14 protein-coding genes and 1 pseudogene are annotated in these 12,922 nt (G+C 37.5%); 14 read left to right on the forward strand and 1 reads right to left on the reverse strand.

Annotated elements, in window-relative coordinates:
• Positions 1-27: 27 nt before the first annotated feature.
• The 14 genes from rpsP to QME45_07355 all read left to right on the forward strand — a co-directional run bounded on the left by rpsP (position 28) and on the right by QME45_07355 (position 11,600).
• Positions 28-294, forward strand: a complete 267-nt coding sequence (gene rpsP / locus QME45_07290; protein MDI6618468.1) for a 30S ribosomal protein S16 — start codon at positions 28-30, stop codon at positions 292-294.
• A gap of 24 nt (positions 295-318) precedes the next feature.
• The gene (locus QME45_07295; protein MDI6618469.1) at positions 319-546 is read left to right on the forward strand and encodes a KH domain-containing protein; all 228 of its coding nucleotides are present in this window, start codon (positions 319-321) and stop codon (positions 544-546) included.
• Positions 547-572: 26 nt separating this feature from the next.
• The gene (gene rimM, locus QME45_07300) at positions 573-1,082 is read left to right on the forward strand and encodes a ribosome maturation factor RimM (protein ID MDI6618470.1); all 510 of its coding nucleotides are present in this window, start codon (positions 573-575) and stop codon (positions 1,080-1,082) included.
• Position 1,083: 1 nt separating this feature from the next.
• The gene (trmD, locus tag QME45_07305; GenBank protein ID MDI6618471.1) at positions 1,084-1,821 is read left to right on the forward strand and encodes a tRNA (guanosine(37)-N1)-methyltransferase TrmD; all 738 of its coding nucleotides are present in this window, start codon (positions 1,084-1,086) and stop codon (positions 1,819-1,821) included.
• Between the two features lie 98 nt (positions 1,822-1,919).
• The gene (gene rplS / locus QME45_07310) at positions 1,920-2,270 is read left to right on the forward strand and encodes a 50S ribosomal protein L19 (GenBank protein ID MDI6618472.1); all 351 of its coding nucleotides are present in this window, start codon (positions 1,920-1,922) and stop codon (positions 2,268-2,270) included.
• A 131-nt stretch (positions 2,271-2,401) separates the two neighbouring features.
• Positions 2,402-3,259 carry a ribosome biogenesis GTPase YlqF gene (gene ylqF / locus QME45_07315; GenBank protein ID MDI6618473.1) on the forward strand — a complete coding sequence of 286 codons (858 nt, stop codon included), beginning with the start codon at positions 2,402-2,404 and terminating at the stop codon, positions 3,257-3,259.
• Positions 3,260-4,036, forward strand: coding sequence for a ribonuclease HII (locus tag QME45_07320; protein ID MDI6618474.1), 777 nt, complete (start codon positions 3,260-3,262; stop codon positions 4,034-4,036). It begins immediately after the preceding gene.
• A gap of 39 nt (positions 4,037-4,075) precedes the next feature.
• The gene (locus QME45_07325) at positions 4,076-4,450 is read left to right on the forward strand and encodes a YraN family protein (protein MDI6618475.1); all 375 of its coding nucleotides are present in this window, start codon (positions 4,076-4,078) and stop codon (positions 4,448-4,450) included.
• Between the two features lie 56 nt (positions 4,451-4,506).
• Positions 4,507-6,039: a YifB family Mg chelatase-like AAA ATPase gene (locus tag QME45_07330; GenBank protein ID MDI6618476.1), complete on the forward strand. Its 1,533-nt coding sequence runs from the start codon at positions 4,507-4,509 to the stop codon at positions 6,037-6,039.
• Between the two features lie 245 nt (positions 6,040-6,284).
• Positions 6,285-7,355, forward strand: coding sequence for a Gfo/Idh/MocA family oxidoreductase (locus QME45_07335; protein ID MDI6618477.1), 1,071 nt, complete (start codon positions 6,285-6,287; stop codon positions 7,353-7,355).
• A 61-nt stretch (positions 7,356-7,416) separates the two neighbouring features.
• Entirely contained in the window at positions 7,417-8,184 is a 768-nt protein-coding gene (locus tag QME45_07340; protein ID MDI6618478.1) for a glucosamine-6-phosphate deaminase, read from the forward strand.
• 97 nt (positions 8,185-8,281) lie between these two features.
• Positions 8,282-9,463 (forward strand): N-acetylglucosamine-6-phosphate deacetylase, encoded by a 1,182-nt coding sequence (gene nagA, locus QME45_07345; GenBank protein ID MDI6618479.1) that lies wholly within the window; start codon positions 8,282-8,284, stop codon positions 9,461-9,463.
• A gap of 134 nt (positions 9,464-9,597) precedes the next feature.
• On the forward strand, positions 9,598-10,479 hold the full coding sequence (locus QME45_07350; GenBank protein ID MDI6618480.1) for a sugar phosphate isomerase/epimerase: 882 nt from the start codon (positions 9,598-9,600) through the stop codon (positions 10,477-10,479).
• Between the two features lie 41 nt (positions 10,480-10,520).
• Entirely contained in the window at positions 10,521-11,600 is a 1,080-nt protein-coding gene (locus tag QME45_07355) for an AraC family transcriptional regulator (protein ID MDI6618481.1), read from the forward strand.
• A 308-nt stretch (positions 11,601-11,908) separates the two neighbouring features.
• Here the strand turns inward: QME45_07355 and QME45_07360 are convergent.
• Positions 11,909-12,922: pseudogene (locus QME45_07360) on the reverse strand (IS256 family transposase).

Consider the following 12,922-nt stretch of genomic DNA (forward strand, 5'->3'; position numbering starts at 1 on the left):
GCTATATTTTAAAAGGAGGTGATGTAGATGTCGGTAAAAATAAGGCTTAAAAGGTTAGGAGCCAGGAAGGCCCCTTTCTATAGAATCGTAGTTGCAGATTCCAGGTCACCGAGAGATGGAAGGTTTATTGAAGAAATAGGATATTATAATCCGATTTCAGAACCAACCGTAGTGAATATAAATGAAGAAAAAGCTCTTAAGTGGCTGAATACAGGAGCACAGCCGTCAGATGCCGTAAAGACTTTATTTAACAAAGCAGGAATAATGGATAAATTCAGTGCTAAGAATAAATAATGCTTGGACTTGGGGGTGTAAAAATTGAGAGAATTAGTTATGATAATTGCAAAAGCTCTTGTTGACGATCCTGATGCGGTTCAGGTAAATGAAATATCTGGAGAACAATCCGTTATACTTGAACTTAAGGTTGCTCCTGAAGATATGGGCAAAGTTATCGGAAAACAAGGAAGGATTGCAAGAGCTATCAGAACTGTCGTCAAAGCCGCCGCAACCAAGGAAAACAAGAGAGTCGTCGTAGAAATTATTTGATTAAAACCCTATAGGATGGGTGGATTATGGAAGTTAAATATTTAAGGATTGGTAAAATAATAAATACTCATGGAATAAAGGGGGAACTCAAGGTATTGCCCCTAACCGACAATATTAAGAGATTCAGCGACCTTTCATATGTGCTTTTGGATGATGAAAAGCTCTATAGATATGAAGTTGAATATGTTAATTATTTTAAGGGCACAGTACTATTAAAACTCAAAGGCATAGATAATGTCGATGATGCGTTGAAGATAAAAGGATATTATATACTTATTGAAAGGAAAGATGCTATAAAACTTCCTGAAGGAAGCTATTTTATATGCGATATAATAGGTCTGGATGTGCAGGACATAAACAAGGGTTATATGGGTAAGATTTCAGATGTCATAAGCACCGGAAGCAACGATGTATATGTGATAAAACAGTATAAAACCAATAAAGAAATACTTATACCTGCTCTTAAAAGCGTGGTAAAGGATATAGATATTAAAAGCGGTAAAATGGTTATCGACATGCCGGAGGGGATATTGTAACATGAAAATAGATGTACTTACCCTTTTCCCGGAAATGTTTTCTCCGCTAGATTTCAGCATCATAAAAAGGGCGAGAGATAAGGGAATAATATCAATAAATCTATACAATATCCGTGACTTTTCCAAGGATATCCATAGAAGAGTCGATGATTATCCATATGGAGGCGGCTCAGGAATGGTAATGGCTGCAGACCCTATTTATAATGCCGTCGGCTATCTTAAGGATAATTCGGACTTAAAGCCAAGAGTCATACTTATGAGTCCGGAGGGAAGAAAGTATAACCAGGAGGCGGCTAAAGAGCTTTCAAAGGAAGAATACTTGATCTTGATATGCGGGCACTATGAGGGAATAGATGAAAGGATAAAGCCATTGCTGAGTGATGAAATATCCGTCGGAGATTATGTATTGACCGGCGGGGAAATTGCCGCGATGGCCGTAATAGATTCCACATGCCGTCTTGTTCCGGGAGTATTAAGTTCTAAAGACAGTTATGAAGAAGAATCGTTTTACAATGGTCTTCTTGAGTATCCCCAGTATACCAGACCTGAGGAGTATAACGGCATGAAGGTTCCTGAAGTGTTATTAAGCGGATACCATGAGAAGATAAGGTTATGGAGAAGATGCCAGTCCCTAAAAAAAACATTATTATTAAGGCCTGATATTATTGATTTTGAAAAATTATCGGATGAAGATAAGAAGATATTGAAGTCGATAGAATCAGGAAATGAAAAGATTTGAACAATATTATATGACATGATATAATTACTGGGAGTTATCAAGGACGGCCGTCTTTGGTAAAGACTGGTAATAACGCCTTATAGAAGGGAGGAACACACATGGATATATTAAGGTCGATTGAAGCAGAGCAGATGAAAAAGGATATACCCGATTTCAAGATCGGTGATACTTTGAGGGTAAACATCAGGATAAAGGAAGGAAACAGAGAAAGAACGCAGGCCTTTGAAGGCACGGCTATAAAGAGGCAAAATGGCGGACTCAGGGAAACATTTACTGTAAGAAGGATTTCTTACGGCGTAGGAGTCGAAAAAACTTTCCCTCTCCATTCTCCGGTTATAGAATCCATAGAAGTTATCAGAAAAGGCAAAGCAAGAAGGGCTAAACTCTATTACCTGAGAAAAAGAGTAGGAAAGGCTGCCAAAGTCAAAGAAAAAGCTATAACAGAATAAGCGATGGGGGACTGTAAATGCAGTCCCTTTTATTTTAGAATGCCATTTTGAAGCATGCAGAAGTTTAGTGCGGCGGAAAATTCTACGTAAGTCATATAAAATTATTCCAAAGCTATTAGAGAGGTGATAATTTGAAGATAAACTGGTATCCCGGGCATATGGCAAAAGCAAAACGTGAAATAACAGAATCGTTAAAACTGGTGGATATAGTTATAGAATTGCTGGATGCAAGGATTCCTGAAAGCAGCAGAAATCCCGACGTAGATGCCTTGTGCAAAGGCAAACCCCGGATTATTGTCCTTAACAAAAGCGATCTTGCGGATGAAAAAATTAATAGGCTATGGATTGATTTTTTTGAAGCCGGAAATGAGAAATGCGTTGAGATAGATTCTATAACAGGAAAAGGGATTAAAAACTTATTATCCGCAATTCGTAAGCAGAGCATGGAAAAAAATAAAAAGCTTAAAGAAAAGGGTATGTTATCAAAGCCTGTAAGGGCTATGATAATCGGAATACCAAATGTCGGAAAGTCGTCGCTGATAAACAGGATATCGGGCAGAGGCGCCGCCAGAACAGGCGATAAGCCTGGTGTTACAAAAGGCAGACAGTGGATAAAGACGGGGAATGATATCGATTTGTTGGATACACCGGGTATATTGTGGCCGAAGCTTGGAGATGAGGAAACGGGTTTAAATCTATCGCTTACAGGGGCGATAAACGATGAAATCATCGACATTCAGGAGCTGACATATAGATTAATAGATAAAATAAAACATATGTCTTCCAATACGCTTAAACAAAGGTTTGGAATAGAAAATACCGATGAGGACAGCAAAATTATAATAGAAGAGATCGCAAAAGGCAGGGGATGTATGATGCGCGGAGGGGAACCCGATATAGGCAGGGTATCGAAATTGATACTGAATGAGTTCAGATCCGGCAAGCTTGGGAGGATATCATTAGAAAGTCCGCACGATGGGGGAATGTAAATGGATTTTTCAAATATGACTGTAAAAGATATAGATAAATTGATACGCAAAGCAAATTGGGAAGATAAGAAAAAGATAATCGAGGGATGCAAAAGCGACGAGCGGTCAGGAATAAAAAAAGTAATATCAAGGGCGTCATCGGAAATGGAAAAGCATGATATGGAAGTTCAAAGGATAATATCCATGAAAAGGTATGAATATGAATACTTTAAAAGAGGCGCTAAATATATTGCAGGTATAGATGAAGTTGGAAGGGGTCCTCTAGCAGGTGCTGTTTATGCATCATGCGTTATGCTTCCTAAAGACTGCATAATAGAATATGTTAATGATTCTAAAAAATTGACACCTGAAAAAAGAGAAGAGCTCAGCAAAATAATAAAAAAAGAGGCTATATCCTATGGCATCGGTTTTTGTGATGAAAAAATGATAGATAAAATAAATATTTTAAATGCTACATACGAAGCCATGAAGATGGCAATATCGAAACTTTCCGTAAGACCGCAGGTCATTTTAGTGGATGCCTTAAGAATACCCGGCATTGACATATTTCAGGTGCCAATAATAAAGGGCGATTCCCTTTCATTTTCTATTGCAGCAGCATCGATAGTCGCAAAGGTTGAAAGGGACAGTTACATGAGGATGCTTCACGATAAATATCCTGTATATAATTTCGCCTCCAACAAAGGTTACGGTACGAAAGAGCATATAGAAGCCATAAAAAAATACGGACCTTCTCCCGTACATAGAAAGTCTTTTATCAAGGGATTTTTCAAGTAGAATCGATGTAATAACATTAAATTTGTGAGGCGTTTGTTTATGGATTCCAGCAAGGATAAAGGAGATTTAGGCGAACAGGCGGCCGTTGAATACCTTATTAAAAACGGATACAGCATATTGCAGAGAAATTTCAGGACAAGATATGGCGAAATAGATATAATAGGCAGGGACGAAGATTATATCGCATTTATCGAAGTGAAAACGAGAAAAAATAATGAATTTGGTCTGCCATGCGAGGCCGTAACTAAAAACAAACAAAATAAAATTATCAGGATGGCTATGATGTATATCAGCCAAAAAAGACTGTACGGGCTTAATTTCAGGTTTGATGTTGTCGAGACAATAATTTCAAACGATGAAATAAGATATTTAAGGCTTATAAAAAATGCATTTGATGCCGATTCCATCATATGATTTTGGGTTAAAAAATCTTTATTTGGCCATAATTGTGAGCATGGGGGTATAGAATTATGATAAGTAAAGTATACACCTGTGCTGTAACAGGTATAAATGGTCTCATCATCGAAGTCGAAACCGATATTTCAAATGGCCTTCCCGGATTTACGATAGTCGGTCTTCCAGATGCGGCCATCAGGGAATCTAAAGAAAGGGTAAGGGCATCCATTAAAAACTCCAATTATGATTATCCTTTAAAAAAGATCACCGTAAATCTTGCGCCTGCCGATATAAAAAAGGAAGGGCCGTGCTATGACCTGCCTATAGCCGTAAGCATATTGCATGCAAGCGGGCAGATAATTTCCGATGATATCGATGAATATCTTATACTTGGCGAGCTTTCCCTGGACGGAAGGGTTAAACCCGTGAACGGCGTACTCTGCATGGTCGCAGACGGAGTCAAAAATGGATACAGGAAGATAATCGTACCGTTTAAAAATGCGAATGAAGCAGCCATTATAAAGGATGCCGAAGTATATCCCGTGTCTTCGCTGAAGGAAACTATTGATGTCCTTGAAAGAAATAACGATATAGAACCATATGAATTGATGGAAGATGATATAAATAAGATAAGCCGTGAGTATGACGATTTTATAGATATCAAGGGGCAGGAAAATGCGAAGCGTGCCTTTGAGATAGCCGCTGCGGGTGGACATAACATCCTGATGATCGGACCTCCTGGGTCTGGAAAAACCATGCTTGCCAGGAGGCTTCCCGGAATACTGCCTGATTTGACTTTTGACGAGGCGATAGAGATAACTAAAATATACAGCATAACCGGCAAATTGGGAATGTCCGGAAGTATTATAAATACGCGGCCTTTTAGATCGCCTCATCATACGATATCGAAGATTTCGCTGGTTGGAGGCGGAAGAATACCCCATCCGGGTGAAGTATCGCTGTCTCATTACGGCGTTCTTTTTTTGGATGAGCTTCCGGAATTTCAAAGGGATGCCCTGGAGGTTTTAAGACAGCCGATGGAAGATGGCGTTGTAAGCATATCGAGGGTAAATGGCGCAGTCACTTTCCCGTGCTCTTTTATGCTTGTCGCATCCATGAACCCATGTCCATGTGGATTTTTTAATGATCCGGTTAAAGAATGCACGTGCACGCCAACAGCGATAAAAAAATATTTGAGCAAAATATCGGGTCCCCTTCTCGACAGGATCGATATCCATATAGAAGTATCGCCTGTAAAATATGATGAACTCGAAAAAGAATCGAAGGGTGAAAGCTCCAGTCAGATCAAGGAGAGAGTGAACAAGGCAAGAAAATTGCAGCTAAAAAGGTATGAAAGGAGCAATATATTATGTAATGCCCAACTTACTGCAGGAATGATTAAAAAATATTGCCATATAGATGAAAGCGGCAGGAAGATATTGAAGGCAGCATTTGAAAAATTAGGTTTAAGCGCAAGAGCTTACAACAAGATATTAAAAATTTCAAGGACGATTGCCGATTTGAATGGCGAAGAGAATATAAGCGCAGAAAATATAGGCGAAGCAGTTCAATACAGGAGCATGGACAGGAAATACTGGGAAAGATGACAAATCACAATGAAATAAACATATCCAAAATATCATTTTTAATGAGCAAAAATTATATTGCCCTAAAGTCAGGTCACTTTATTGTTTACGAAGATAGCAAACCTTTAATATGGGAAACTATAATAATTTTTACAAAATAACTGTTTTTATATACAATTCTCAGATACATTTTTAAAAATCTGATCTAAAATAATATATAGTTTAGTTATATTTAATTTAAATAGATAGAAAAGAGTTGAATATTTTTGAAACAGATAAGAGTCGCAATCATAGGACAAGGTCGCTGTGGCCGTAACATTCATGGCACATATCTTATAACGGATAACCGTTTTAAAATAGTTGCGGCGGTTGATCTGCTTAAAGATAGGCGACAAAGGGCAGAGCAAGAATATGGATGTGAGACTTTTAGTGATTACAGGGAGCTTTTTGGCAGAAAAGATATTGACATTGTCATCAATTCCACTCCCAGCCATCTACATTATCCAATAACAGTAGACCTTTTAAATCATGGTTTCAATGTCATGTGTGATAAACCAATGGCCGGTAAAGTTTCAGAAGTGGATGATATGATTGAAGCGGCGCGAAAATCAGAGAAGCTGCTTGCAATTTTCCAACAGTCTCGTTATGCGCCGTATTTCCAGCAGGTCAAAAAAGTTATAAATTCAAGGGTCTTGGGAAGAATCGTACAGATAAGCATTGCGTTTAATGGTTTCGCTAGAAGATGGGATTGGCAGTGTATGCAAGAGTATAACGGAGGAAATTTATATAATACCGGACCGCATCCGCTTGATCAGGCTCTTCAGTTACTGAATACCAAAGAAATGCCTTCTGTTACATGTTTTATGGATAGAGCCAACACATTTGGAGATGCCGAAGATTATGTCAAATTAATACTTAAAGCTGCTGGCAGGCCGGTAATAGATCTTGAAATATCATCATGCTGTGCTTATCCATGTTTTACATATAATGTACAGGGTACATGCGGGGGACTCAAAGGTTCTATGGAACATATAGATTGGAAATATTTTAAACCTTCAGAAGCGCCAAAACAGCATCTTGTAAGGACTCCTTTGATGCATGAAGACGGAACACCCGCATACTGCAGTGAAAAGCTTAAATGGTATGAAGAAAGCTGGGACGTGCCTATAGAAAAAAAGAACCTCTTTAGTACAATTTCCGGGGAATTTTATAATATGCTTTATAAAGTCATGACAAAAGGGGCGCCTCTCGAGATTACACCAGAACAAATAAGGCAGCAAATTGCAGTTATTGAAGAAGCTCACAGGCAAAATCCCCTTTCTCTTATGTCAATTTGAAGTGAATCAATTTTACTTTTATATTTAAATTTTATAAGCCAGCGGTGTTGAAGGGTGATGGATGATTATGGATGGATTAATCCGAAATTATAGCTTAAGTGTTAAAATATTTGAAAATAGAGATCTGTTAGGTAAATCTGCAGCCGAAGATGCCGGACTGTATATAAGAAAACTCCTAAATAAACAAGAAGAAGTCAACTTAATATTTGCTGCTGCACCTTCGCAAAATGAATTTTTAAAATATTTAAAACTACAGGATGTGAACTGGAATAGGATAAACGCTTTTCATATGGATGAATATATGGGATTAGAAAAAGGCGATAGTAGATTATTTTCTTCATTTCTAAAAATGAGTATTTTTGACAAGGTACCTTTCAAGAAGGTGCACTACATAGAAAATGGGGAAGAATCGGTGGATAGTAAAATTCGCAGGTATCAGGAACTACTGTCCCAGTATCCGGTTGATATAACGTTCATGGGTATTGGGGAAAATGGTCATATAGCTTTCAATGATCCTCATGTTGCGGATTTTAATGATAGTCAGATGATTAAAGTCGTTGACCTTGATGAAAAATGCAGATTGCAGCAGGTGCATGACGGCTGCTTTAAATGCATCGATGAAGTACCGAAGTTTGCTATTACTCTTACAATTCCGGCTTTGATGAAAGCTAAAAAAGTATTTTGCATGGTACCTTCTATTACTAAAGCTGAAGCTGTTAAAAAGACAATATTTGGTGATATTTCCGAGACTTGTCCAGCTACTATAATTAGAAGGCACCGTGATTCAGTACTCTATCTTGATAAGGATTCAGGGAAATATCTTCTATAATATGTTAGCTAAGGTTATAAAAATATAATGTGTTTGCCTTGATTAAAGACAGGAACTTATAACCATAAGTGAATAAATAAAGGAAGTGAGTTTTTGTATGATAACTTTTATAAACGGTAGGATTATACTGCCCGATAGGTTATTGAACGGATTCTGTATCAGTGTTGAAGACGACACTATAAAAAAGATTTTCAGGGATACCGGTCATTACAATGGAACTGTAATAGATGTAAAGGGAAATTACATTTCCCCGGGATTTATAGATATACATGTGCATGGAGGCGGTGAAGGAGACTTCCTTGACATTGATATAGAATCGGTAAGAAATATAATCAGTACACATACAGCTCACGGGACCACTGGTATTTATCCTACGACTCTTGCCTGTTCCGATTATGAAGTATTTGGTGCTATTGATACTTTGAATAAATATATATCTTCATCTAATCATGGCGCAGAAATACTTGGTGTTCACCTTGAAGGACCATATCTTAACATGTCTCAAAGAGGTGCTCAGGATCCTAAGTATATAAAAGTTCCTATGAGAGAAGATTATATGAAATTATTCGATTATAGCAACCTTATAAAAAGAGTTACGTTTGCACCTGAGATAAAGAATGGAATGGATCTCGCCAAAGAGCTAAAGAGTCGAGGTATTGTTGCTTCAATAGGGCATTCCAATGCAGAATATGAAGATGTCATACGAGCCTTCAATATTGGAGTAAGACATGTCACCCACATTTATTCAGGTATGCAGGGTATCCACCGAGTAAAAGGCTTTAGAAAGCTTGGAATTGTGGAGAGTGCATTTTTAATTGATGATATGACTGTAGAAATTATAGCCGACGGTTGTCATCTTCCATTTGAATTGCTTAAGCTTATTTATAAAATAAAAGGTCCACGCAAAATCGCCCTAATAACAGATGCAATGAGGGCTGCCGGCAGAACAGAAGGCGAATCCATACTTGGGAGCAGGAAGAATGGCCAAAAGGTAATATTAAAAGATGGAGTTGCATTTATGCCTGACTTTGAAGCTTTTGCAGGTAGCATTGCGACTGCTGATAGGCTTGTGAGAAATATGTATAAAGGGGTTGGCGTAGAAATATTTAATGCAGTAAGGATGGCTTCACTAACGCCGGCGGAGATTATGGGATGCAGTTGCAGGAAAGGTAGCATACAAGAAGGTAAGGATGCGGACATACTTGTATTTGATGATGATATTAAAATAAAATATGTGATGACGAAGGGATATGAATATCTAAACTATCTTACTGATTAGTATTATAAATTAAGAAAATAAAAAGTACATCATATGCGATATATTTTTTACTTATGTCATAGTAAGTATAGACAGGAATCTATACTTACAAATTTAACATTATTTTTACAAATATTGAATGGGGGATTAATAAAATGAAAGTATCGCTATTTACACTAGTCTTTAGAGATAGGAGCATTGATGAATCAATAAGACTTGCCAAAGAAATAGGTTATGATGGAGTTGAATTGTGGGGGAGGGAACCGCATATCTCTGCTGGGACAACAAAAGAAAGAGCAAGGGAAATAAGGCGTATGCTCGATGAATATGGACTTAAGATTCCGTCCATAGGTTCGTATATTGGAGGTTTTTCTACAATGTCTGACGAAGAATGTAAAAAAACATATGAAGATCTTAAAAAATATTTGAATATTATGGGAGTGTTGAAATGTAACCTTATAAGGGTGGGTTGCGGAGGCCCTAATGCATTCTTAGCTCAGAACTATCATTATGAAAAAGCATCATACTGGATTGATAAATGTGCTGATCTAGCAGCTCAGTATAAATGTAGAATTGCTATGGAAATACATAACGGTAGCCTAATAGAAACAGTAGAAGCTGCCGACAGTTTTATAAAAAAGGTTAAAAGAGATAATGTTGGTTTTATACTTGATCCAGGTAATATGTATATTACAGGCACTGATTATGGAGCCAAATCAGTAGATATCCTTGGAAACAAGATTTTCCATGTGCATGTAAAGGATGAACTGAGGGTAAAGGACGATAGCATGCCAGGGACATTTCATGACAGAACAAAAGATGGTGATGAAATATTTCAACAAAAAATGCTTGGAGAAGGTGCAGTAGATCACTTACCATTATTTAAAGCATTAATAAAAAGTGGATATAATGGATTTCTGTCCAATGAATGTCATGCTGCTGTACCGGATATTGAAAGAGCAAAGCATGATCTTATAGAGATAAAAAATCAGTTAAAAATTGCCGGGAAGGATGCTGAAGCAGATAAACATGCTTAAGTATTAGTATAAAGTTAATAGCTGAGGGGATGAGTATAATCATGTTACCTGATAATAATGTTTTATCTACAGAAAAAGGTGAGCAGACGAAGGATATATCAGATAAGATTAATTCAGTAAATCTTAGGGGGAATACTAGTGTAGGAAACATAAAGCAGGCGACTGAACCTTTTAGGTACCTTAAAAATTTAAAGCATATAGCTAAAAGTAAAAATATAATCTTTTTCGATGCAGATGCTATGCTTAATAAATCGATACCCATAAAAATATATGAGATGAAAGGACATATTCAAACAATACCGGATCATACCCATGATTATATACAATTATGGTATGTGGCACGTGGCGAATTTCTGCATAAGTTTAATAATATAGAGTATAAGATGACCAGAGGGGACATGTTTGTACTCCCTCCATTCGCAGTTCATAAAGTGATGCCATGTAAAGGAGAAGAAGTGAGAATTATCGGATGCGAATTTTTACCTCAATTTATAAATGAACAATTCAAAAATTTATATGAGGATACTGATTTTTTTGATTTCGCATATCTTAGACCTTTCTTGGTTTCAGAAGATAAGGTAAGGCTAAAGATAAATCTTACCGGAGATTCTCTATTGAAATCTGAAGAAATACTTGAGGAAATGCTCTATGAGTATAAAGTCAAGGACAGATATTATGAAATGTTGCTTAAAGGTGATTTATTAAAACTTCTTACTATTGTTATCAGAGAGTATTATAAGGATTCGAAAATCAGTGAAGAAAAAGAGATTTTACGAAAATATAAAGATGCGATTATAGATTCTATGTTATATATACACTCGAAATATAATGAAAAAATACATCTTGAGGATGCTTGCAAACATTCTATGATGTCAAAAACCTACTTTTGTTACATATTTAAGTCTCTTACGGGAAAAACATTTAACGAATATCTTAGCAATTTAAGGATAACTAAGGCTATGGAATTATTGTTAAATACAAATATGTCAATAATGGAAGTGTGCTTTGAAGTTGGTTTTAATGATGAAACTTACTTTTGCAAGACATTTAAAAAATTAGTGGGAGTATCACCAAAACAATATAAAAAATTACAACTAGTAGAGAATACTGTCCAAAGGTAGAGGAGATACACAAAGATATTTACACTCCTTACAATCGGCAAATTTTTTGATTATCAGTTTAGGAATCCAATGGGTTTGAAGTTTTTTTCAGGGAATGAATATTATTTAGTGTAAATGGTATAACCGTCCAAATTATTGTAAATAATTTTAATGCAGCATAAATAGTGCTACGCTGGGGAGCGACCCAACGCTTGTTGCGACTTATACGGTGAAACGGCTGACCATTAAAGTTGGACGCTTTCTATTTCACCGGCAAGTCCCCAGCGGATAAACCCCGGGAGTTTGAGGGCAGAGCCTTCATCATATCTTTATGACATAACCCTATCCTCAAAATAAATCATCACCTGGCTGTAAACCAGCCCCCAGTTACGTACCGGGAGTGACCACTTCTTGCTTATCTCCTTTACCGAAAGATATACCACCTTCCGTATGGAATCGTCTGTGGGGAATATCGCTTTGGATTTCGTAAATTTTCTCACCATCCTGTGGTATCCCTCAACAGCATTAGTTGTGTATATTAGTTTGCAAATTTCTTCAGGATATTGGAAAAATGTTGATAGTTCCGCCCAGTTTGCGTCCTACGAACGCATTATCGATGGGTACTTCTTATCCCATTTTTCCCTGAATTCCTCTTTCGCATACTCGGCATCATCAATATTTACTGCACCGTAGATCCTCTTTAGGTCTGCACATACTGCTTTCCTGTCCTTGTACGGCACAAATTTCGATGAATTACGCACCTGGTGTACAATACAGAGCTGCTGCTTCGTCTTCGGAAATACAGCGTTTATTGCATCCCCGAGCCCTTTGAGGTTATCATGGCAGGCGATGAATATATCCGCCACACCACGCCTCTTTATGTCTGAACATATGCTCGCATAGAAGGATGCACTCTCGTTTTCGCTTATCCATGTCCCTAAAATATCTTTCTGCCCCTCCATATTGATTCCCAATACCGTATATACGCACTTGTTTATTATCTGGTTATCCTTGCGGCTTTTGAATACGATGCCATCAAAATAAATCACCGGATAAATGCTCTCAAGAGGGCGATTCTGCCATTCGTTAACCTCCGGCAATATCTTATCTGTAATCTTGGAGATTAGAGTCTGGGAGATCTCGGCCCCATATAGATCGTGCAGACTATCCTCAATATCCCTTTGGCTCATGCCCTTGGCATACATCGCCATGATCTTTTGCTCAATCTCATTAGTCCGGGTTTGCCACTTCTCAAGCACTTTAGGCTCAAATTCACCGTTTCGGTCACGGGGTATTGCAATTTCTGTCTCACCGTAATCGCTGATTATATTCTTATGGTTGTA

This window comes from Clostridiales bacterium (assembly GCA_030016385.1).
Classification (GTDB): domain Bacteria; phylum Bacillota; class Clostridia; order Clostridiales; family Oxobacteraceae; genus JASEJN01.